This window comes from Salinifilum ghardaiensis (assembly GCF_054491345.1).
Window position 1 is genome coordinate 4,775,765 of the sequence record NZ_CM137101.1, and the last position, 21,959, is coordinate 4,797,723.

A 21,959-nucleotide genomic window follows, 5' to 3' on the forward strand; every position below is an offset into this window, starting at 1 on the left:
TCACGCGCCGACGCGCGCTCCGGCCAGGCACAACCGCACGTCGAGCTCCGCGAGCACCTCGGAGATCGGGCTGGCGAACCCCACCCGGCCGGTGCAGCTGCCGGCCACGTGCAGGCCGGCGACGCGGCCGAGCGGGTCGAGCACCGCGGCACCCGCGTCACCTGCGCCGCAGTACAACCGGCCGGTGCCGGTGATGCGCAGCTGCTCCCGCAGCACGCGCACCCCCAGGGCATCCCCGTGGTCCACGCGCACGCTCGCGTCCACCGAGGTCACGACGCCGCGGGTGAGCCCGGTTCCGAACCCCACCTTGCACACCCGCCCCCCGGGGAACGCGGTCGTCGCACCGCGCTCCGCGCGAGCGGGCCCCGCCTGCCCGCCGTCGGCCGCGCCGGGGTCGGGCAGGAGCGCGTCGGCCTCCGCCCCGGCCAGGCCGACCGCGGCGGCGTCCACCCGCCCGGACAGGGCGGCGCGGTCCAGCTCACCGCAGGTGCGCCCGTGCAGCGGGTCGACCATGGCGTCGCCGACGCTCCAGGCGTCGTCGAGGCAGGCCACGTCGAACGTGGTCAGCCCCAGCGCACTCCCCTCGGAGAGCACGAGCGGCCCGAGCGTGCCGATGCGGTGGTACTCGTCGGCCACCGGAACCTGCGGCATGAACAGCCGCGCCGTGCGCGCGGGGGTGACGCCGCGCCCGGACAGCGCGCCGAGCGAGTCGGGCCGCTGCGCCGGTGGCCAGGTCAGGGCCTGGTCGCGGGTGCAGTGGATGTGCCACAGCACCGGTTCCTCCTCGATCACGTCGGTGACGACACCGGAGATCTCGGCGGGAACGCGCTCGCCGACCGGAACGTCGGACAGGTCCCGCTTGCGCGCGACCGAGACGACGACCGCCTGCGCGCCCGTGCCGCGCCCGGCCCTGCGCTTCTCGCCGATGTCCACCGCGGTCACCCCGGGAAGGTCCAGCAGGTCGTCCTCGGCGGCCCGCTTGATCGGGCGGATGACGGCCCGATCGCGCAGTTCGCTGATCGTCAGCATGGCACCCCCTCCACGCACGCCGCCGGTTCGGCACCGGGACCGCCGCGGGAGGCTCCGCGGGGCGGTGAGCCGGTTTCCGAAACCGATCCCCCCATTAAACACTGACGGTTATCGATCAGTCACGAAGAGTCACACAGCTGGCCGTTCTGAACGGGCGTCACAACGAGCACCCCACGAGCACCGGCTCCGGCGCCAAGGACACGCCGAAGGCCGCGGTCACGCCGTCCCGGACCTCGCGGGCCAGCCGCAGTAGATCGTCCGTCGTCGCCGCCCCCCGGTTGGTCAACGCCAACGTGTGCTTCGTCGACAGCCGAACGCGCTCACCCGGCCCCGCGTGGCCCTTGCCGAACCCGGCGTGCTCGATCAGCCATGCGGCCGAGAGCTTCGTCGCCGCGCCCGCCGGGAACTGCGGCACCCGCTGGCCGTCCACCGTCCGCTCGATCCGGGCGAGGACCGCGGGCAGCTCCGCCTCCGCCACGATCGGGTTGGTGAAGAACGAGCCCGCGCTCCAGGTGTCGTGATCGCCCGGGTCCAGCACCATCCCCTTGCCGCGGCGCAGAGCCAGCACCGCCTCCCGCACCTCGGCCACCGGGACCCGCTGCCCCGGCTCCGCCGCCACCGCGCGCGCCAGCTCCGGATACCGGATCGGCGCGGACAGCCCGTCGGCGGTGAGCACGAGACGCACCCGCAGCACCACGGCCCTGCCGCCGCGCTCACCCGCGCCCGGCTTCAACGAGCTCGACCGGTAGGCCAGCCCCAGCTCGCCGGCCGGCACCGTGCGCACCTGGCCGGTGGTGCGGTCGAACAGGTCCACCGACTCCAGCACGTCGGCGATCTCCACCCCGTAGGCACCGACGTTCTGCACCGGTGTCGCCCCGGTCAGGCCCGGGATCCCCGACAGGCACTCGACACCGCCCAGCCCGCGCCGGACCGCGTCGGCGACCACGTCGTCCCAGTCCTCACCCGCCTCGACGGTCAGCAGCACCCGGCCATCGCCCAGCTCGGTGCACTCGCGCCCGCGGGTGGCGATGCGCACCACGCGGCCGTCGAAGCCGGCGTCGGCGACCACCACGTTGGATCCGCCGCCGAGCACCAGCAGCGGCGAACCCGCCGCGTCGGCGGCGCGCACCGCCTCGACCAGCGCCTCGGCCGAGTCCGCGGACAGCAGCGAGCGCGCCGGACCCCCCAGGCGCAGCGTGGTGAACTCCGCCAGCGGCCGCTTCTCGGCCGCCGCGTCGGGCGGGGCTGTGGTACGGGACAAGTTCTCGGCACCGGAGGTCGAAGGGGGCACGTTCGCCAACGGTAACCTCCTCCCCATGACCCGCCGCATCGAGCACCGCAGCACCAACGACTGGCCTGCGGCTCGCGTCTTCGCAGCGCTGATCGACGTGGAGTGCCTGCGGGAACGCCTCGACGCGCTCAGCGGCCAACGCGCCGCGCTCGTGGCGCACGAACCGACCCCCGACGAGGAGGGCGCGCGCTACCAGGTGCGGCACAGCATCGCGCTGAACGCGCTGCCGTCGGCCGCGCGCAGCGTGATCCACGACGACCTCACCCTCGACCGCAGCGAGTCCTGGCGCCCCACCGGTGAGGGGTACGCGGGCGAGCTCGCCGCGGAGGTGCGCGGGGTGCCCTGCTCGATCACGGGCTCGATGTGGCTGCACGACCTGCCCGGACCAGGGGCCGCCCCGGCGTCCGAGCTGGTCGTGTCCGGAACCGTCCGCGTCGGCGTGCCGCTCGTGGGCGGCAAGCTCGAAGACCTCGCGGCCGAGCAGGTCCAGAAGCTCCTCACCGAGGAGGAGCAGTTCACCACCCGCTGGCTGGCCCGCCGCGGGTGACCGCCGTCCCCACCGCCCGCTCGATGACGACCGCACCGAAGAAGCGCAACCCCCGCCTGGCCGCGGGACGCGCCCGGCCGCTCGGCGCGCCCACCCGCGGGACCACCAACCCCAACCGGCTCCGCCGCGTGGACCGGTGGATGCTCGACCACCCGTGGCCGAGCCGCCACCTGCGCGGCGACCGGGAACCCCTCGTCGTCGACCTCGGCTACGGGGCGAACCCGGTCACCACGGTCGAGCTGACGCGCCGGCTGCACCGGCAGCACCCGCGGGCGCGCGTCGTCGGCCTGGAGATCGACGAGGACCGCGCGGCGGCGGGCGAGCGCGCCGCCGAACCGCCGCACCTGGAGTTCCGCCGCGGGGGGTTCGAGCTCGCCGGGCTCGCCGCAGGCGCCCGCGGGTTCCGCGGACCCACCGTGGTGCGGGCGCTGAACGTGCTGCGGCAGTACACCGAGCAGGAGGCCTGGCGCACGTGGGACGCGCTGCGCGCGCGGCTCGCCCCGGACGGCCTGCTCATCGAGGGCACCTGCAACGAGATCGGGCGCCGGTGCTGCTGGGCCACCCTCGACCGCTCCGGGCCGCGCACGCTGACGCTCGCGTGCCTGCCCGGGGACCTGGAGCGGCCCTCGGACCTCGCCGAGCGGCTGCCCAAAACGCTCATCCACCGCAACACCGGAGGCCACCGGGTGCACGCCATGTTCACCGAGCTGGACCGGTGCTGGCAGCGGGCCGCGCCGATGGTGCCGTTCGGGCCGCGTGCGCGCTGGACCCGCGCGATCGAGCTGTTCGCCGCCCGCGGCTGGCCCGTGCGGGACCGGCGCCGCCGGTGGCGCCTCGGGGAGGTCACGGTGGACTGGTCAGCCGTCGCCCCCGCGGAGGCGCCCTGAACCGGCGCTCGGGGATCAGCTGGCCAGACCGCCCAGCACCTCGGCGTTCGGCAGCCGCCCGAGCAACTCACCGGGCACGAACAGCTTGCTCGCCCGCGCGCCGCTGCCGATCACCACGACCGGCTGGTCCACCACCTGCTTGTCCACCAGCAGCGGCCACTCCCGCGGCAGGCCCAACGGGGTGATGCCGCCGTAGGCCATCCCGGTCAGCTCGACGGCCTCGTCCATCGGTGTGAAGGAGGCCTTGCGCACGTCCAACCGCCGGCACACGGTCGCGTTCACGTCCAACCGGGTCGTGGCCAGCACGACGCACCCGGCGTGGCGGACCTCGCCGGCGCGCTTGCCGGAGACGACCACGCAGTTCGCCGAGAGCTCCAGCGGCGAGGCGTACTGCTCGCAGAAGGCGGCGGTGTCGGCCAGCTCCGGGTCGATGTCGGCCACGCCGATGCGCTCGGCCTCCTCGGCCGGCAGCGCCCGCACCGCCGCCGCCGCGGGCTCGGCGAGCGCGTCACCGCGGGCCGGGGCCGGCTCGGGGTGCAGGTGCCCAGCTGCGGAGTTCCAGTCCACAATCCTCTCCGTTCACCAATCGCGGCCACCGGTGGTGACTCGACGTCCGCTGTTCGGGGCGGGCGGCCGGACAGCCGGCACGTGCCGGAGGCCCCTCCCGACCGTCCCTCGGCGAGCAGACGACGCAACGAAGCCCTACGGGGCCAAGAAGTCCCTGAGGAGCCCGCGCAGCTGCGCCCGGTGCGTCGTCATCGGCGCTCGCGACGGCAGCTGCGCGCACGTGCCCCGCGGGAACGCGCGCGCCACGTCGCGGGCCACCGACTCGGGGTGCATCGGATCGCCCGCCGCGGCGACCACCAGCACCTCGCTCGCGACCGCGGCCAGCGCGCCCGCGTCGCTCAGGGGTGCCTGCTCGGGCAGCACCCGCAGCGCTGGTTCCAGCCGGCGCAGCGCTGCGGCGCGCTGCTCGACGTACTCCCCGGCGTCGACGCCCTCCGGCAGCGAAGCGCGGATGTCCTCGCGGAGCGCGGCGCCGTCGTCCTCGCCCGCGCGCTCGACGGCGGCGGTGAGCTCGCCGAACACCCGGGAGCGCTCCGGGTGGTGCGGGCTGTCCAACGCCGCCGGTTGGATCAGCGCCAGGCGGGTGAAGCGCTCCGGCTTGTCCGCGGCGATCCGCGTCAGCGCTCCCGCTCCGAGGGACACGCCGACGGCGCGGTCGGCCCCCACTTCGTCGGCCGCGCGGAGCACGTCGTGCGCCACGTTCTCGTAGTTCCAGTAGTCCGGGGCGGGGTCCGGCGCGGCACCGTGGCCCGGCAGCGTGACCACGATCCGGGTGCCGCGCAGGCCCGAGGCGGGGATGCGCGCCTCGCCCGGTGTGGCGCCCAGGCCGTGCACCACCAGCGTGACCGGCTCACCGCGTCCGTGCGCGTCCCAGCGGGTCACCAGTAGCTGCCCCCCTGGACCTCCTTGAGCTTCGGCCCGACGTCCACGACGTACACCAGCGCGGCCACGAGACCGGCGATCCAGAAGATCATGCCGCCACCGCCGGGCCCCCGGGACAGCGCGAGCACCAGCACCGCGCCACCGGTGATCCCGAGCCAGGCGGGCTTGCTCAGCTTGTCCGCCGCCGTGAAGGCATCGGCCCGCTGCATGGCCGCGTGGATGAACGCGTACACGCCCACGGGCAGACTGGCGATCCACAGGACCAGCAGAATCACACTTGCCAACAGCACGGCGCCCACCCTACGTGGTCGAAGTTCCAGGGCACACCCGCCTGCGCCCCGCGAGGAGCGCGGGGCGCGGGCGCACCGGTGCGGGCGCGGAGGAGCTCAGCTGTCCGAGCCGCCCCGGGACGCGCCCTTCTGGCCGCCCTGCGCGGCGGAGGCGTTCTTCGACGAGGACCCGCCATTGGAGGATCCGCCGCTGGAGGTCCCACCGCTCGAACCGGCGGCGCCCGTCGCGGAGGAGTCCTCCTCGGCGGCCTGGTCCGCCTGCTCGCCGGAGTCGGCGGGGGAGGGGGTCACCGTGCCGAGCACGTCGTCGGCGAGCTCGCGCACCTCGCCGACCGCGTCGTCGATCTTGCCCTGCGCGGTTTCCACGCGCTCGCGGACCTGCTGCACGCGGGGCTCGGTCTGCAGCCGGTCCAGGGCCTCCTCGCCCCGGTCGGCGAGGTAACCGTACAGCTGCCGCGCCGACTGCGCGTACTGGTCGACGAGCTTGCGCAGTTCCGCCGGCTCCAGCTTCCCGCGCAGCTCGTCCAGGTCGTTCGGCAGGTCCTGGCGGGCGGATTCGGCCCGCTCGCTCAGCTGCGCGCGGACCTTCTCCAGCCGCTCCAGCAGGGTCTGCGCGGCGAGGTCGCCCGCCCCGAGGGCGGCGAGCAGCGGGGTGCGCGCCTGCTGCGCCACGCTGCCCAGGGGCTTCGCCGCCCCGGCTGGGCCGCTGGTCGCGTCGGTCGTGGTCTTCGTTTCGGCGGGCATGCGATCACTCCTCGCTGTCGGACGTCGTCCCGTCGTTCTCGTTGCGGAACGAGCCGTAGATGTCCAGCAACACTTGCTTCTGCCGCTCGGTGAGCTCCGAGTCGGCCAGAATCGCGTCCACCACCGGGCCGCCTGCGCGCGGTTGCAGGATGCCCGCTTGGACGTAGAGCGCTTCCGCGGAGATCCGCAGCGCTTTCGCGATCTGCTGGAGGATCTCCGCGCTGGGCTTGCGCAGCCCGCGCTCCACCTGACTCAGGTACGGGTTGGACACGCCCGCGCGCTCGGCCAACTGGCGCACCGAGATCTGCGCGTTGGTGCGCTGGGCGCGGATGTAGCCGCCGAGATCGGTGACAGCTTGGTTCACGGCGTCGTTGACGCTGGAAACGGACTTGTTCACGCGACCCATGTGCTGCCACCTCCGACTGCGCCCGCAGCCTACCCACAGGTGCTAACTTTTGCAAGCAAACTGCTTGCACCCGGTTCGGCCGCGGCGGCGCCCGCGGCTCAGGAACCGGCACCGGCGCACAGGCAGAACGGGTGCCCCACCGGATCGGCGTACACCCGGAAGGACGCCTCGCGGCGATCGGGCGGCTGCGGCAACTGCCGCGCCCCGGCCGCGAGCGCGCGCTCGTGCGCGGCGTCGAGACTGCTCACCCGGACGTCGAGGTGCGCCATCTGCGGCAGCTCCGCGTCCGGCCACGTGGGTCGCCGGAACTCCGGGTCCTGCTGGAAGGCCAGCCGCGCCCCGCCGAACGGGTCCGCGAGCTCCACCCACTCCGGGTCCGACTCGCCCTCGTCGATCTCCCAGCCGAGCAAGCGCCCGTAGAACTGGGCCAGCGCCCGGGGGTTCGGACAGTCCAGCACGAACGCGAGCAACCGCAGCGGACCTTCCGGCTCCGCGGCTTCCACCCGCACCGCACTCGAATCCGCGGTGACCATCCGCACACCTCGCTCCGCTTCCGCGCGTTCCCGTTACCACCGAACCCGCCCCGCGGACACCCCGCTCAGCCCGGAACGCGGGCGACGCCCCGAGGGCAGCCGGTGCCCGCACCGGCACCGCGGCCGCCCCGCAGCAGCCGCCCACCAGCGGCGGCGAGCCGGAACCCAGCGGCGACATCGCAACCACCACTGCGTGAACGCAGGTTACAGGGGCTCGGTACACGCCGTTCCGTGACTTACGATAGGGATGTGAACAGCAGAGCTGTCGCTCCAGTGATGGACAATCCCCCGGTCGTGGACTCGGCAGGGCCCACAGTCGAACACGACCTCGAACTCGTCCTGGCGTTCCTGAACACCTACGACGCTGAAACCGGGACCGAACTCCTCCGCGACCACGTGCGCTGGCGACACTGGTGCCTCGAACGCGGACTCGGCATCCCCAGCAGCACCGAACCGACCCTGCAAGCCCGCGAGGCGATGCGCACCGCCGTCACCCTCGGTTCGCTGCCGGACACGGCCGTGCCCCACGCGTGGCCGGTGCGGGTGGAGCTGCGGCAGGGCCTGCCCGTGCTCAGCGGCACCGATGCGCTCGGGACGGTGCTCGTCGCCGCGATCCGTCTCGTGCACACCGGCCACTGGAACCGCATCAAGATCTGCCCGGCGGAGGACTGCCTCTCGGCCTTCTACGACCGATCGCGCAACAGATCGCGCACCTGGTGCTCCATGCGGGTCTGCGGAAACCGGGAGAAAGCCCGCCTGTGGCGCGAACGGCACACGGGAGACCTCGCCCGCGACAAGACCCGCGACTGACAACGACCGTCCACCGATCGCGGTGCCGCCCGCAGCGCACCGCGGCACGCCGGGGCCGGACACCGCGCGGCGCACGCCCGCGCGCGTCCTGCGCCCCGGCGCCGAGGGGCGCGTCCCGGGAAGCCCCCGAACGCCGCAGACAACCGCTCCGAGCCCCCGAAGGACGCCTTCAGACCCGGCTTCCCAGGGCGCTCCGCTGCGAGCGCGCCGGTGCCGGTGCTCCCGGTGCCAGCTCCTCCCGCGCACGGGCCTCCGGCCAGGGGTGGTACCTCCGGGGGCGGTTCCTCCGGGGGCGGTTCCTCCGGGGGCGGGGATCACTCCAGCAGCAGCCCCGCGACGGTGTGGATGGCCAGCCCGGCCAGAGCCCCCACGACCGTGCCGTTGATGCGGATGAACTGCAGATCGCGCCCCACCTGCAGCTCCACCTTGCGCGCGGTCTCCTGGCCGTTCCACCGGTCCACCGTGTCGGTGATCAACGTGGTCAGCTCCGCGCGGTAGTTGCGCACCACGTACACCGCTGCGCTCTCCACCCAGCCGTCCACTTTCCCCCGCACCGCGGGGTCCTCGTCCAACCGGCGCCCCCAGGCGCGCAGCTCCTCGCGAACCCTCATGCGCAGTTCGCTGTCCGGGTTCTCCGCCGCCTCCAGCAGCATCCGCTTCGCCGTGGCCCACACAGCGCCGACCATGTCGCGCACCTCCGGGTGCTCGACGATCTGGTGCTTGATCTGCTCGGCCTTGGCCATCGTGCGCGGATCGTGCTGCAGGTCCTCCGCGAACTCCACCAGGAAATCATCCACCGCGTGCCGCATGCGGTGGTCCGGATCCGTTTTGACCGCCCAGGCGAACGAGAGCACCTCCGCGTAGACCTTGTCCGCGACCATCGAATCGAAGAACCGCGGCGACCAGGACGGGGACCGCTCGCTGACCACACGCAGCACCGTGTCGTGGTGGTCCCGCACCCAGTCGTAGGCCCGGTCGCAGACGAGGTCGACGAGCTTGTGGTGCGCACCGTCGGCGAACACCTGCCCGAGGATCCGCCCCAGGGTCGGCGACCACGGCTGGTCCACGACCCGGCGGAGAACGTTGTGCTCGAGGAAGGACTGCACCTCCTCGTCGCGCAGCACCCGCACCGCACCCCGCAGCGCAGCGGCCAGTTCCGAGGTCACCCGCTCCGCGTGCTCCGCGGACTGCAACCACCGCCCGGTCCGCCTGCCGAGCTCGGCGCGCCCCAGCTTGTCCCGCACGACGTCCTCGGACAGGAAGTTCGTGCCCACGAAGTCGCCGAGGCTGCGCCCCAGCGCGTCCTTGCGCGTCGGGATGATCGCGGTGTGCGGGATCGGCAATCCCAGCGGATGCCGGAACAGGGCGGTCACCGCGAACCAGTCCGCGAGCGCACCGACCATGCCCGCCTCCGCCGCCGCGCGGACGTAGCCCGCCCACGCCCCCGCGCCCGCGTGCTCCTGCCACCGCGCGAAGAGGTAGATCACCGCGGCCAGCACCAACAGGCCGGTGGCCATGCCCTTCATCCGCCACAGGGCGCGCCGCTTGTCCTGCTCCGCTCGCGTCAAAGCCTGCACGGTTCGATTCTTCCAGCCGCACCGCGCGAGGAGGCCCGAGCACCACGGTCGGGCCGCCCGCTCCGACGCGCCCGCTTCCCACCACGCGGACCGGCGGGCCGGGACCTACTGCACCGCCCCGCCGTGCACTAGGCTCGCGCGACGTGCGTACACCAGCTCTCACCTCCCGGCTGCGCCCGTTCACCTCCACGATCTTCGCGGAGATCACCGAACTGGCCCGGCGCACCGAAGCGGTCAACCTCGGTCAGGGATTCCCCGACACCGACGGCCCCGCGGGCATGCTCGAGGCGGCGCGCGACGCCATCGCCAACGGCGTGAACCAGTACCCACCCGGGGCCGGGGAACCCGAGCTGCGCGCCGCCGTGGCCGAGCACCGCCGCCAGCGCTACGGCCTCGAGCACGACCCGGACACGGAAGTGCTGGTCACGGTCGGCGCGACCGAAGCGCTCACCGCCACCGTGCAGGCGCTCGTCGAACCGGGCGAAGAGGTCGTCCTCCTCGAGCCGTACTACGACTCGTACCCGGCCGCGGTCGCGCTCGCCGGCGGGCAGCGGCGCACCGTCCCGCTGCGCCCCGCGGCGGACGGCCGCTTCGCCCTCGACACCGACGCGCTGCGCGCCGCCGTGGGACCGCGCACGCGCGCGCTGGTCCTCAACTCGCCGCACAACCCGACCGGCACCGTGTTCACCGGCGAGGAGCTCGCCGTGATCGCCGAGGTCTGCCGGGACAACGACCTCATCGCGATCACCGACGAGGTTTACGAACACCTCGTCTACGACGAGCGCCAGCACACCCCCCTGGCCACGCTGCCCGGCATGGCCGAGCGGACGGTGTCGCTGTCCAGCGCCGGCAAGACGTTCAACGCCACCGGGTGGAAGATCGGCTGGGCCTGCGGCCCCGCCGAACTCATCGCGGCCGTCCGCGCCGCCAAGCAGTTCCTCACCTTCGTCGGCGGCGCCCCGTTCCAGCCGGCCGTCGCGCACGCGCTGCGCGCCGAGCAGGAATGGGTGCGGCAGTTGCGCGAGAACTTGCAGGGCAAGCGCGACCGGCTGGCCGCGGGGCTCGCCGAGGCCGGATTCGACGTGCTGCGCAGCGAAGGCACGTACTTCATCTGCACCGACGTGCGTCCGCTCGGCTTCACCGACGGCGCCGAGTTCTGCCGCAGCCTGCCCGAACGGGTCGGTGTCGCGGCGATCCCGGTGCAGGTCTTCTGCGACGACCCCGATGCCACCCGGCACCTGGTCCGGTTCGCCTTCTGCAAGCAGGACGACGTGCTCGACGAAGGCCTCCGCCGCCTGCGCAAACTGGCGTGAGGCGGCGGCCGGCCCCGCTCCGCCGTGCCGCGAGGGACCGGCGCCGCCGTGGGAGCGGAACCGGCCCCTCACCACGTCACCCGCCGTGTCCGAAGCAGACGAAGCCCGGCTCCCGCCACCGCTGCTGCGCTTCGGCCAGGGCCGACTCCGCGGCGAGCCCGCGCCGCATCCCCTCGTGCAACGAGGCCATCACCCGCGCGGCCCGCCCGTCGGGCACCGGCAGCACGCTGGCCACCACGGTGCGCGTGCCCTTGCCGAGCAGCGTCGCGGTGACGCCGCTGACCTGCTCGCCAGGACCGACCGCGGCGCCGCCCACCTCGCACGCCGCGAGCACCGCGGTGCGCGGCCCGCGGGAGAGCCGCTCCAAGTCGTAGGCGTACAGCGGGCCGTCCGCCAGCCGCAACTGGGACAGCATCGGCCGGTCCTCGCGGAACGTCCCGTGCGCGGCGATGTGCGCCACCCCGGCACCGTCGAGCTCGCGCAGCGCCGCCTCCGCCGTCGCTCGCTCCCCGGTGAGCAACCGCCCGCCGCCGGCGGCGTGCAGCGCCCGCACCTCGTCCTCGGCGTGCTCCAACCCGGGACCCGCGATCCACACCTGTTCGGGCTGCCCGGAACCTCCGGTCCGGGCGGCGGGCGCCTCCCGGTCCGCTCCCCGCAACCAGCACCGCAACGAAGGTGTGACGGTGACGCGACGCCCCCGGCAGCCGGGCAGCGCGGCCCACGGCAACACGTGCAAGCTCCCCGACGGCATCACCAGCAGCGGACGCTCGCCGCCCAGCTCGGCCTCCACCGGCCCGAGCAGGAGCTCGTGCAACCGCTGCGCGCAGTGCCGCGCCTGCGCGGCGTGCGCGGCGTCCACCGCCGCGCTCGCCCCGTAGGCGCGCCGCGCCAACGCGTGCCGCAACCGGCCGACGAGCTTTTCCACCTCGGCTCGGGGCCCCAGCACGTGCGCGGAGAACCTCCCGTCCACACCGGACACGGCGAACAGGGTGTCGCCGTGCTCGAACAGGGCCAGCAGCACGGTTCGACCGAGGTGGGAACCCACGTCGGCGAGCCCCGGCACCTCCGGCCAGGGCCGCGTGCGACCGGAGGTGCGCACCGCCCGGTGCTGCACGCGCTGCTCCAGCTCCGCGATCGCCGGCGTCGGCCGCCCCGCCACCACCGCACGCCGCCCACCGGCGCGTTCCACCGCCGAGGAAGCCGCGCGCAGCCGCTCCAACGCCTCGCCCAGGCCGCGGTCCAGCGCAGCGGAGGCGCACTGCCGGGGCAGGGCGCCGACTCGCAGCCGCTCGGTCCAGCGCAGCATCGCACACGGGTCACCGGTGGACAGCGCCGCGCGCATCGCGACATCGGCGAGTTCGGCCCCCGCCGACCACTCGTGCACGCGCATCTCGAGCGCGGCGATCCCGGCGAGGTGCCGCTCCACCTCCCGCAGACCTGCGCGACAGGCGCGCAGCACCGCGCGCACGTCCCCGTCCAACTCCGCCACCAGCGCCAGGGCCAACCACCCCTGCGCCCGCTCCCGGGCCGGCACCTCCCGAAGCGCACGCAGCACCCCCGCCTGCCCCAGCAGAACGCGCGCCCGCCCGCACCAGCCGGAGCGCAGTGCCGCGCGGCCGGCGCTGAGCCGGACGCGGGCGGCCGCGCGCTCCCAGCCCGCACGGGCACAAGCGCGCGCAGCCCGCTGCGCGAGCACGATCGCTCCCCACGAACAACGGCCCGTGCGCAGGCGCGCGTCCCACGCCACCGCCGCGGCCAACCGCGCCCACGCGTGCTGCCGCTCGGACCGGAAGAGCCGCCGGGCACGCAGCGCCTCCCGTTCCGCGCACGCCGCATCACCGTCGAGGAAGGCGAGTTCGGCCAGCTTCAGCCGCGTCCGCGCCAGGCGCGTCCCGCACGCCGAGCGAGCCAGCCGGTCCACCACCTCGGCCACCGAACGGTGCGCGTCCGCGCGCAAGCCCGCGGCCGCCTGCGCCCGCGCCCGGTCCACGTGGAATTCCGGTGCGGATTCCGCGTCGAGCCCCGCGTCCACGGCTTCGTCGAACAAGCGCAGCGCCCGCGGCAGCTCGCCCGCGCGGTAGGCCGCACAACCCCGCCGGTGCCGGCAGACCGCCGCGTTCCCGGGCTGCCCGTCGGCCGCGAACAACCGCTCCGCCGCGGAGAAATCCGCCTCGGCCTCCCGGGAACGTCCGATGTGGAGCAGTTCCACCCCGCGTTGCGACAACGCCCGCGCCACCCAGCGCCGATCCTCCTGCCCCAGCAGAGCCAGCGCCGCCGAGAACGCCTCCGCAGCCCTGCGGTGCCGCCCTTCGCGCGACCACAGCAGCCCGCGCACGCACGCAGCCCTCCCGGCATCGCCGCCCTCGAGCGCGGGCTCCGCCCGCCTCAGTTCCGCCCGCGCCCGCTCCGGACACCCCGCTTCGGTGTCGATCCAGGCCAGCACCAACCGCAACCGCGCCTCGCCCGCGGGCGAGCAGGCCTGGCTGGCCAGGCTCAACCCGGTCCGCACGTGCCACCGGGCCGCACGGTGATCCCCGAGCTCCGCGCAGGACAGCGCCGCGGCGTGGTGCGCGCGCAGCAGCGAGACGGCGTCAGCGGCGGGACCCGCCGGCGCCGGGCGCACCTGCTCGACGGCGCGGCGAGGAAGGGCGATGACGTGCTCCCCCCGGCCCCGGACGCCGCGCTGCGGGGGCTCTCCGCTCACCACCACCGCCGGCGCGCTCAACAGACCAACCAATCCGCGACCGCGGGCAACTCCCCGCCCGCCCGGAACACCACGCTCAACGGCCCTCGCGCCACCCACGAGAGGTGGAATCCCCCGAACTCGTCCAACTCGGCAGCGCTGTCGCCCGCGGCGTGCCGCAGCACCACATCACCACCCGGGGCATCCGCACCGTCCGCGGGCAGGACGCTGCCGCGGACGGCGCACCAGCCCGGGCACGTCTCGCACACGTCCATCTCGAGCACGTGCGCCTCCATCCGGAACGTCAGCACACGAGCGCTGCCGCCCGAGCGCACCGATGAGGTCCGCACGGCGTCACCGACGAGCGAGAGCGCGCGGGTCCGGCCGCTCCACCGCCGCCGGACCGCGGCGTAGGCGGTGTGCAGCACTTCCGGTGGGACCGGATCGCAGGAGTCGAGCAGCTCCCCCAGTTCGCGCAGTTCCGGCGGTTTGCGCACCTGCCCGGGTGGCGCGGTCTCGCCCCTGCGGTCGGTGGCGCGGTGGAAAGTCGTGTCCCTCATGCCGCCTCCTCGGTCTGCTCCTCCACGAGCGCGAGCTGCTGCCGCAAGTAGGTCAGGCACCGCGACTTCTTCGGGCCGATCGTCCCGTGTGGAATCCCGAGGGAATCGCTGATCTGCGCGTAGCTCGCCTCCGGCGTCACCGCGAGCACGCGGAGCAGGCGTTGGCACCCCGGCTGCAGGCGCGCGAAGGCCGCGCCCAACCGCGAATTCGCGATCTTGCTCAGCAGCGCCTGCTGCGGGTCCTCGGACTGCGCCCGGTCGAAGTCCACCCCGAAATGACCGACCGGCGATTCGTGCCGCCGGCTGCGCCGCGCTCGCCCGGACTCCCTGCGGGCCGTGGTGACCAGCCACGCCAGCACGGCATCCGGGTCCCGCAGACGCTCCAGGTTCTCCGCGAGCAGCAACCACGTCGCCTGGTACACGTCCTCGGCATCGGCGCGGCTGTCGGTCCGCGTCCTGACCAGGTTCCACACGGCGGGGCCGTGCCGATTCACCAGCCGACGCCACGCCTCCTCATCGCCGCGCACGGCGCGCCGGACGAGAGCACCGCTGTCCTCAACGCTCTCCCCGTCGAGCCGCTTCGGCCCCGCGGATCCGGCGCACTCCCCACCGGCGGCACCGCTACCTCCTCCGGTCTCCGCGCCTGCCCCAGCACGCTCCTCGACCCCAGTGCTCGTCTGAACCCCAGTGCTCGTGTAGCTCCCCGTGCACGTGCTCCTCGTCGACCGAGCCGTCTCGGCCATGGGACACCTCCACTCCCCAGTCAACGTTCGTCTTCTTCTTAGAGGGACGGAGGAGGCGATTGGATTCGATCATGAAGCATTTCCCTCCGAACGGGTCATATCGCTCGGATCCTGTTGCTGCGCGGCGCGTCGGCGTGCTCACCACCACCCCGACGCCTCGGACGCCGCACGCGCTGCACCGAAACCGCACGAGCGGACGGCTCCGGGCCCGGGAAGGCGCGCAACCACCCCGTGCGCAACCGGTCCCGCGCCCGACCCGTCCCGCGCACCGCTCTCCGCGACCCGACCGGAGCTCTCCCGCCACCCGGTGCCGCCCGCGCGGCGGAGGAGTGCCCTCCGGCCGCGCGGGCGGAGGTCCCATCCGGTGATCTGCTGCGAATCGCGGCACCATCGAAGCGCCCCGACGAGTCCCGGACGGGCCACCGCGCCGGCCCACCCGGGACCGGGTGCTCCCGGTCCGGCATCCGACCCGGTGCCGCTCGCCCCGCGCCACCGGGCACGAGGGGCGCCTGCCGACGCGACGAGGGGCCGCGCCGGCGGGCAGGACCGCCCCAAACCACCGCTGGGACCGCTCACCGCGCGTCGCCCTCGCCGGTGGCGGAACTGCTGATCACAGCGTGCGCTGGAGTGAACCGCGCCACTCGGGAGCCGCAACCCTCTGCAGCGTGAGATGTCCAACCTTCAAAAAGTCGCGCGGAAGACGACAGGCACCCTACTTCCGCGTAGGGTTGTGATCAGTCCACCTGACCCCCAGAGGTGGACCTTCGGCGCCCCCGCACTCCCGGTGCCCCCCAGGCCGGTTGAGCGCGGGGGCGCCTTCTTCGCGAGCCCCTCCTCGCGAACCCCGCCTCCGCGCCCCTCGCAGCGGGCGCGAAACGTGCTGGCGCGGGCGAAAAGGGCCCGCCTGCGGCACAGCGCGCCGAGTCGTCGGCGGCAACACCCGCCGAGCCCCCGAACGCGTCCGGCTCGTCCCGCGTGCACAGATCACGCTATGGAGTGGCCGGAATGATGTCGGTGTGCGGCCGGAATGCGCCTCGATTACCGTCAATCGGGACCTGATCGATAGGCGAACGGGAATTCGGTGACCGGCGCGCCCGGCAGATGCACGAACCGTTCCGCCCTGCCATCACCCGGTCCGGCCGCGACGATCTCGGAGGTGGCGAATGCTACGCCTCGACACGCGGAAACACCACCGCAGCAACGGGCCCGCGGAAAACACGCACACCGGAGCGGACGTGGAGATCAATTTCCGGAAAACGGGGCGCGCGCACCGAGAAAGCTGCGGCAGATCACTTTCGCGCGCAACTCGACCCGGCTCCGCCGAACCGCCCGTCGGGGGTTTAGCAGGGCCTGCCGAGTGATCGATTTCAGCAGAGTTGATTTCCGGATTTACCGATCTTGCGCGAGAGCGATCATGGATCTTTCTGTTGTGGTTCCGTGCTTCAACGAAGAACGCGGCCTGAAGGAGCTCCGCGACGAGCTCAACACCGTGCTGCCTGAGCTCGTGGGGCAGTACGAGGTCGTGCTCGTCGACGACGGCAGTTCCGACGGCACGCTCGAGGAAGTCCGGCGGCTGAGCTCTCTGGACCGGCACTACAGGTACCTGTCGCTGAGCCGCAACTTCGGCAAGGAGGCCGCGCTGCTCGCCGGAATCCGCGAAGCCACCGGCGACCGGGTGCTGCTCATGGACGCGGACCTGCAGCACCCGCCGCGGCTGATCAACGACATGCTCGTGCTGCTGGAGTCCGGTTACGACCAGGTCGTCGCGCGCCGAGACCGGCACGGGGAACCGCGGATCAGATCACTGCTGTCCAAGATGTACTACCTCGGGGTCAACAAGCTCGCCGACGTCCCGCTCGAGGACGGTGCGGGCGACTTCCGCGTGCTCTCCCGCCGGGCCGCCGATGCCGTGCTGTCCATGCCCGAGAGCAACCGGTTCTCCAAGGGCCTGTTCGCGTGGGCGGGCTTTCGCACCACAACCCTGCCCTACCGCAACGTTACCCGGAAGTACGACGAATCCGGTTTCAGCTTCGGCAAGCTCGTCAACTACGGGATCGACGGCGTGATCTCGTTCAACAACAAACCGCTCCGCGCCGCGATATACCTCGGCAGCGCGGTCACGCTGCTGGCCTTCGTCTACGCCGTGTACGTGGTCATCTCCGGGCTGACCGGCGAGCCGGGAGTCCCGGGATACGCCACCCTGATGGTCGGCATCGCCGGGTTCGGCGGGATGCAGCTGCTGTTCCTGGGCGTGATCGGCGAGTACGTGGGGCGCATCTACTTCGAGACGAAGAACCGGCCGCACTACTTCGTCGAGGAGTCCGGCGGCTCGATGAGCCAGCAACCGGCCTTGCCGAAGGGCGTCAGCTCCTTCCCCCGCCTGATCGCGCCGCGCCGACCCACCGAGGAGGACCCGCTGGTCGCCGATCCCGCCACGGGAACCGGGGGACGCTCGTGCGCGGAGTGAGCGAAACCGGCAAGTTCGGACGCTTCGTCGTGGTGGGAGCCGTGAACACGGCCGTGCACTACCTGGTCTACCTGGCGGCCTGGCTGCTGGTCCCGTACCTGCTCGCGCACGTGCTCGCCACGACCGTGGCGATGTCGGCGTCCTACCTGCTCAACTGCCGCTTCACCTTCCACGTCCGGCCACGACTGCGCACCTTCCTGCTGTACCCGGCGTCGAACGCCACCAACCTCGCCGTCAGCGCCACCGCGATGTGGCTGCTGGTCGAAGTGGCCGGCATCCACCCCCTGCTCTCGACCGTGCTGGGCGGACTGCTCGCCACCCCGGCCACCTACCTGGTGAGCCGGTTGATCCTGACCTCCCCGAACCGCGCGCCCAGCGCAGCCCCCGAAGATTCGCTGACGATTGGGAAATCATGGTGACGCGCAGCGTCGCAGTCGACCCCGCTGAGAAGGCCACCACCCGGCCGCCCGCCGTTGACCGCAGCCGCGGTCGCCCCCGCGACCGCGGGCGCCTGGCAGCACCGGTGATCACCTGCCTGCTCATCGCCGCCCTCGCGCAGCTGCCCGTCCTGCGCCCGGGCTGGTTCTACTTCGCCGACGACGCGGCCAACCAGATCCTGCCCATGTGGTACCACCTGGGCCACCAGGTCCGGGACGGTGTCTGGCCGCCGCTGCTGGAACCGGACCTGCTGATGGGCGGAAACCTCGCCGCCGAAACGCTGTTCGGCATCTGGAACCCGGTCCACGCCCTGGTGTGGGTGGGGGTTTCGTTCGCCTCGGACCTGGGGGTCGCCGGCATCGTCGTGCGGACCATCGCTCTCGCAGCGCTGGGACTGGGCTGCTACCTGGTGTGCCGCGAGTACGGGGCGGCCCGCTGGCCGGCGAGCGCGCTCGCCACAGCGCTGCCGTTCGCCGGTTCCCTGCTCTACTACGACGTGGCGAAGTGGCCCGCGGCGCTGCTGGCGTTCGTGTGGGTGCCGTTCGTCTGGCTGGCCGCTCGCCGCACGATGCGCGGCCGCACCAACGCCTTCTGGGTGTTCCTGCTCGGTGCGCTCGCCGTGACCGCCGGCAACCCCTACGGCCTGCTCGGCGTCTGCGCGGTGCTCGGCGCTGCGCTGCTCGAGGCCGGGCTGCAGCGGAGCTGGGCCGGGGTCCGGCGGCTGTTGCTGGTGTCCGCGGCGATCGGGGCGGTCGTGCCCCTCGTCTACCTGCCGCTGGTGCGCACCAGCCACATGACCTGGCGTACCTCCGCGGGGGTGAGCAACACGGGCGAGCTGGCGCCGCACCTCGGCGACCTGCTCAACCTCAGCATGCCGACCTACGTCCCGGACGTCCCCGACGTGGGCGTACCCGCGGTGTACTTCTGCTGGTTCGCCGTCCCGCTGGCGTTCTGGTGCGACTGGACCGTGCTGCGCAGGCGCTGGCGCGAGCTGTCCGGGGTGTTCGTGATCGCGGCCGGGTACCTGCTGGCGATCCTCGGGCCCTCCGAGGTGTGGATGTTCCGCTGGCCGCTGCGGGTGGTGCACTACGGATACCTCGCCGCGGCCGTCCTGCTGGCCGTGGTGCTCACCGCCGGGCTGCGGCTGGACCGCTGGCGCTACCGTGCCGCCGGCACGGCGATCGTGCTGCTGCTGACCACGTACTTCACCACCGCGCGCAGTCCCGACCCCGTAGCACTGCGCCGCGCCGTCTTCCTCGCGCTCCTGATCGGCATCCTGGTCGCCGCTGCGGTGCTGGCCTCCCGGACGCGCGGGACCCGGCGGCTGGGCGCGGTGCTGCAGATCGGCACGGTGCTCACCTTTTCCGCGCAGGTCTTCTGGTTCGTCGGTGGCAGCACCGACCTGCACCACTTCTTCCCGAGCTCCCCGCAGCAGATGCGGGAGAACTACGCGGGCCGCTACGAGGGCCGCGTGCTGCAGATCGCCGACACCGCGCTGAACGAGGAGGAACCACCGGACGGGCCGCGGGAGATGTGGCGCGACATGGCCGTCGGCAACTCCTACCTCCCGTCCGGGGTGAACAACCTCGGCTCGTACACCGGGATCGGTTTCAAGGAGTTCGCCGACCTCCTGTGCATGCGCTACGAGGGCTCGTCGTGCCCGGAAGCCTACGACGCGCTGTGGCGCCCACCGGAGGGAGCGCACGCCCAGCTCGCGGACCTGCTGCTGCTCGACACGGTCGTCGTCCAGCACAAGCTCATCCCGCAGCCCGCCGTGCCGGAGGGATGGCACCTCGCCGAGCGCAACGAACGGGTCAGCGTGCTGCGGCGCGACGAAGTCGCCTCCGCCGGCACGGGTTACCTCAGCTGGAGCTCACCGAACCTGCGCGTGGGCTCGGACGTCTCCGAGACCGCGACCCGCGAAGTCGCCGATGTCGACCGCACCGGGGACGGGACCGGACGGCTGGTCTTCGCCAAGATCGCCTGGCCCGGCTACACCGCGACCTGGAACGGGGTCGAGGTCCCCGCGCGCGCCGGGCCGGCCGGTTTGCTGGAAGTCGTGCTGCCCGCCGGGCAGCACGGGCCGGGACACCTCGAGCTGACCTGGACCCCGCCGAACATGCGCCTGGGGCTGACGGCGGCCGCGGGTGGGGCGTTGCTGGCCGCCGGCGCCGGCCTCCACCAGATCCATGCGCGTCGCCGGGACGGTGCCGCGGCTGCCGGGGTGGCCCGATGAGCAGGACCGCCGGACTCGCCATCGCGGCCGTGCTCGCGCTCCTGGCCTCGTGCCAGGCGCCCCCGCAGCGCGACACCACACCGCACCCGCCCCCGCAGGCCCGCTACGTGCAGGTCGTGGCCCATCCCGACGACGACGTCCTGTTCATGAACCCCGACCTGGCCGAAGGGCTGCGCGCCGGACGTCCCACCACCGGGATCTACCTCACCGCCGGCGAGAGCGACGTGGCCGAACCGGCCCGCTACAGCGCCGAGCGCCAGGAGGGCACCCGGGCCAGCTACGCGCAAATGGCCCGGAAGCCGAACGACTGGAAGCGCAGCACGATCCCGGTGGGGCAGGGACGTGTCGCCGAGCTCAACACGCTGCGCGCAGCCCCCGACGTCAAGCTGGTGTTCCTGAACCTGCCCGAGGACGCGAACACGCAGCGCGGTGAGCACGCGCTGACCCGGCTGATGCACGACCGGGAGGGCTCGGTCACCGTCAACACGACGGTTCCGGCCGGTGCCGCAGCGCAGCGCCCCCAGGCGTACGACCGGAGGGCGGTGGTCACCGCGCTCACCACCCTGTTCGACACGTTCCGGCCCACCGTGGTGCGCCTGCAGGACGACCAGCCGGACGAGCGCTACCAGCCCAGCTGGGACGGGTTCCACAACCACCCGGACCACGTCGCGGGGGCGGTGCTGGCCGAAGAGGCCCTCGCCGCGCATCGGTCCGACTCCTTCCCGCCGACGGTGCTGACCTACCGCGACTACAACGTCGCCGACGCACCGGGCGGTCTGTCCGAGCAGGACAAGCGCACGACGCGGGAGGCGTTCGCCGCGTACTCCGCGCACGACGTGCTCACCGAAGGAGGCATCTACGAGACGTGGAGCGACCGCAGCGCCTACCGGTGGCCGCGCCGCGGCACGTGGGCGGGGCGGGGCGTGCACGGCAGGGTGCAGGCGTTCTCCGTGCAGGCGCGCGGCCTCGCGCACTGGACGCGCACCGCGGGAGGCACCTGGCGAGGTCCGCAGCTGCGGCCGCTGCCCGGGCCCCTCCGCCCGCAGATCTCGGTGCTGGGCGAGGGGCGGGGACGGCTGACGCTGGTCGCGCAGCGCGAGGACGGGGCGCGCCTCCTGGTCAAGCGGCAGGACCGGAAGGGAACCTGGCCCCGGCGCTGGCAGGTCCTGGACACCCCCGGCGGGACCGATCCCTCCCAGAACGGACAGCCCGCCGGCACCGTGGACTCGGAAGGCCGGGTCGTGCTGGCGCTGAAGAACGCCGCGGGCGGGGTCAGCATCCGCCGGGAGACCGCCCCCGGGAGCCTGCGGTGGCAGCCGTGGACCGACCTCGGCGGAGCCGACGTCCAGGACGGCCTCTCGGTGGTCCCCGGCCGGGGAGGTGCGGTGCACGTGTTCGCCGCTACCCGGGAACAGGTGCTGCACTGGGAGGTTCCGCGGGACGGGGCCGCACGCAGCGAGGCGGTGCCGATCGGCCCCGTCAGCCCCGCGGGAGCACCGGCGGCCGAGCGGGGCCGCGACGGTCGGATCCGGCTGCTGGTGCGCACGAACCGCGGTGGTGAGCTGGTCGAGCGCGCACTCACCCCGCAGGGCCGGTGGGACGAGCAGGGCGCGCTGCCCAGTCCCGGCGGGATCGGCGAACCGGTACTGGCCGAGGCGGGACCGGGGCGCTCGGACCTGATCCGGGTCGCCCGGGACGCCGCGGGCGCGGTGCACGTGGCCGAGCGGCCCGGACCGCGGGGAAACTGGACCGACCTGGGTGGCGTGGTCACCGATCACCCCGCAGCGGTCACCGAGCCCAACGGCGACATCACGCTCATCGGGCTCGGCGCCAACGGCAGACTCGTGTCCAACACCGGCGAGTGGGGACCCGCCGATCTCACCTTCACGGGGTGGCACCCCGCGGTGACCGCGCCTCCCCGCTCCGCGGAGCAGGCCGACTGAGCGGACGCGAGCC

20 protein-coding genes are annotated in these 21,959 nt (G+C 73.5%); 8 read left to right on the forward strand and 12 right to left on the reverse strand.

Features of this window, described 5'->3' with window-relative positions; genetic code table 11:
- Together ACVGV0_RS21765 and ACVGV0_RS21770 are read right to left on the reverse strand one after the other, a co-directional pair.
- Positions 1-1,029, reverse strand: a complete 1,029-nt coding sequence (locus ACVGV0_RS21765) for a chymotrypsin family serine protease (RefSeq protein WP_459157545.1) — start codon at positions 1,027-1,029, stop codon at positions 1-3.
- 157 nt (positions 1,030-1,186) lie between these two features.
- Complete coding sequence (locus ACVGV0_RS21770; protein ID WP_459157546.1) at positions 1,187-2,359, reverse strand: UDP-N-acetylmuramate dehydrogenase; 1,173 nt, start codon at positions 2,357-2,359, stop codon at positions 1,187-1,189.
- Here ACVGV0_RS21770 and ACVGV0_RS21775 point away from each other — a divergent pair.
- Both ACVGV0_RS21775 and ACVGV0_RS21780 read left to right on the forward strand, forming a co-directional pair.
- Entirely contained in the window at positions 2,346-2,867 is a 522-nt protein-coding gene (locus ACVGV0_RS21775) for a DUF2505 domain-containing protein (protein WP_459157547.1), read from the forward strand. The two genes, ACVGV0_RS21770 and ACVGV0_RS21775, sit on opposite strands and share 14 nt — an antisense overlap.
- Positions 2,868-2,890: 23 nt before the next feature.
- Complete coding sequence (locus ACVGV0_RS21780) at positions 2,891-3,754, forward strand: class I SAM-dependent methyltransferase (RefSeq protein ID WP_459157548.1); 864 nt, start codon at positions 2,891-2,893, stop codon at positions 3,752-3,754.
- A gap of 15 nt (positions 3,755-3,769) precedes the next feature.
- On the opposite strand, the gene ACVGV0_RS21785 is transcribed toward ACVGV0_RS21780, so the two are convergent.
- From ACVGV0_RS21785 to ACVGV0_RS21810, 6 genes are all read right to left on the reverse strand, one after another.
- The gene (locus ACVGV0_RS21785; RefSeq protein WP_459160096.1) at positions 3,770-4,324 is read right to left on the reverse strand and encodes a YbaK/EbsC family protein; all 555 of its coding nucleotides are present in this window, start codon (positions 4,322-4,324) and stop codon (positions 3,770-3,772) included.
- Between the two features lie 132 nt (positions 4,325-4,456).
- Complete coding sequence (locus tag ACVGV0_RS21790; RefSeq protein WP_459157549.1) at positions 4,457-5,203, reverse strand: alpha/beta fold hydrolase; 747 nt, start codon at positions 5,201-5,203, stop codon at positions 4,457-4,459.
- The gene (locus ACVGV0_RS21795; protein WP_459157550.1) at positions 5,200-5,493 is read right to left on the reverse strand and encodes a DUF2516 family protein; all 294 of its coding nucleotides are present in this window, start codon (positions 5,491-5,493) and stop codon (positions 5,200-5,202) included. Before ACVGV0_RS21795 ends, ACVGV0_RS21790 begins: the two co-directional genes overlap by 4 nt.
- Before the next feature lie 96 nt (positions 5,494-5,589).
- Complete coding sequence (locus ACVGV0_RS21800) at positions 5,590-6,237, reverse strand: hypothetical protein (protein WP_459157551.1); 648 nt, start codon at positions 6,235-6,237, stop codon at positions 5,590-5,592.
- A gap of 4 nt (positions 6,238-6,241) precedes the next feature.
- On the reverse strand, positions 6,242-6,643 hold the full coding sequence (locus ACVGV0_RS21805) for a helix-turn-helix domain-containing protein (RefSeq protein ID WP_459157552.1): 402 nt from the start codon (positions 6,641-6,643) through the stop codon (positions 6,242-6,244).
- Positions 6,644-6,741: 98 nt separating this feature from the next.
- Positions 6,742-7,176 (reverse strand): VOC family protein, encoded by a 435-nt coding sequence (locus tag ACVGV0_RS21810; protein WP_459157553.1) that lies wholly within the window; start codon positions 7,174-7,176, stop codon positions 6,742-6,744.
- Positions 7,177-7,425: 249 nt separating this feature from the next.
- Here ACVGV0_RS21810 and ACVGV0_RS21815 point away from each other — a divergent pair, with 249 nt between their 5' ends.
- Complete coding sequence (locus tag ACVGV0_RS21815) at positions 7,426-7,986, forward strand: CGNR zinc finger domain-containing protein (RefSeq protein WP_459157554.1); 561 nt, start codon at positions 7,426-7,428, stop codon at positions 7,984-7,986.
- Positions 7,987-8,300: 314 nt separating this feature from the next.
- Here the strand turns inward: ACVGV0_RS21815 and ACVGV0_RS21820 are convergent, their stop codons facing one another.
- Entirely contained in the window at positions 8,301-9,512 is a 1,212-nt protein-coding gene (locus ACVGV0_RS21820; RefSeq protein ID WP_459160097.1) for a DUF445 domain-containing protein, read from the reverse strand.
- 194 nt (positions 9,513-9,706) lie between these two features.
- Between ACVGV0_RS21820 and ACVGV0_RS21825 the strand changes: the two genes are divergently transcribed.
- Positions 9,707-10,876, forward strand: coding sequence for a pyridoxal phosphate-dependent aminotransferase (locus ACVGV0_RS21825; RefSeq protein WP_459157555.1), 1,170 nt, complete (start codon positions 9,707-9,709; stop codon positions 10,874-10,876).
- Between the two features lie 76 nt (positions 10,877-10,952).
- Here the strand turns inward: ACVGV0_RS21825 and ACVGV0_RS21830 are convergent, their stop codons facing one another.
- Genes ACVGV0_RS21830 through ACVGV0_RS21840 form a run of 3 tightly spaced genes read right to left on the reverse strand, consistent with a single transcriptional unit; the run spans position 10,953 to position 14,646 of the window.
- Positions 10,953-13,580: a CHAT domain-containing protein gene (locus tag ACVGV0_RS21830; protein ID WP_459157556.1), complete on the reverse strand. Its 2,628-nt coding sequence runs from the start codon at positions 13,578-13,580 to the stop codon at positions 10,953-10,955.
- Between the two features lie 17 nt (positions 13,581-13,597).
- A complete protein-coding gene (locus ACVGV0_RS21835) occupies positions 13,598-14,119 on the reverse strand; it encodes a hypothetical protein (protein ID WP_459157557.1) in 522 nt (173 codons plus the stop codon).
- On the reverse strand, positions 14,116-14,646 hold the full coding sequence (locus tag ACVGV0_RS21840) for an RNA polymerase sigma factor (protein WP_459160098.1): 531 nt from the start codon (positions 14,644-14,646) through the stop codon (positions 14,116-14,118). The genes ACVGV0_RS21835 and ACVGV0_RS21840 overlap by 4 nt, the downstream gene beginning before the upstream one ends.
- Positions 14,647-16,276: 1,630 nt before the next feature.
- Between ACVGV0_RS21840 and ACVGV0_RS21845 the strand changes: the two genes are divergently transcribed.
- From ACVGV0_RS21845 to ACVGV0_RS21860, 4 genes are read left to right on the forward strand one after another with little or no spacing between them, the layout of a single operon-like run.
- Complete coding sequence (locus ACVGV0_RS21845; protein WP_459157558.1) at positions 16,277-17,329, forward strand: glycosyltransferase family 2 protein; 1,053 nt, start codon at positions 16,277-16,279, stop codon at positions 17,327-17,329.
- Positions 17,326-17,748 (forward strand): GtrA family protein, encoded by a 423-nt coding sequence (locus ACVGV0_RS21850; RefSeq protein WP_459157559.1) that lies wholly within the window; start codon positions 17,326-17,328, stop codon positions 17,746-17,748. The genes ACVGV0_RS21845 and ACVGV0_RS21850 overlap by 4 nt, the downstream gene beginning before the upstream one ends.
- Positions 17,742-20,003 carry a hypothetical protein gene (locus ACVGV0_RS21855; RefSeq protein WP_459157560.1) on the forward strand — a complete coding sequence of 754 codons (2,262 nt, stop codon included), beginning with the start codon at positions 17,742-17,744 and terminating at the stop codon, positions 20,001-20,003. The genes ACVGV0_RS21850 and ACVGV0_RS21855 overlap by 7 nt, the downstream gene beginning before the upstream one ends.
- A complete protein-coding gene (locus ACVGV0_RS21860) occupies positions 20,000-21,946 on the forward strand; it encodes a PIG-L family deacetylase (RefSeq protein ID WP_459157561.1) in 1,947 nt (648 codons plus the stop codon). The genes ACVGV0_RS21855 and ACVGV0_RS21860 overlap by 4 nt, the downstream gene beginning before the upstream one ends.
- Positions 21,947-21,959 lie beyond the last annotated feature (13 nt).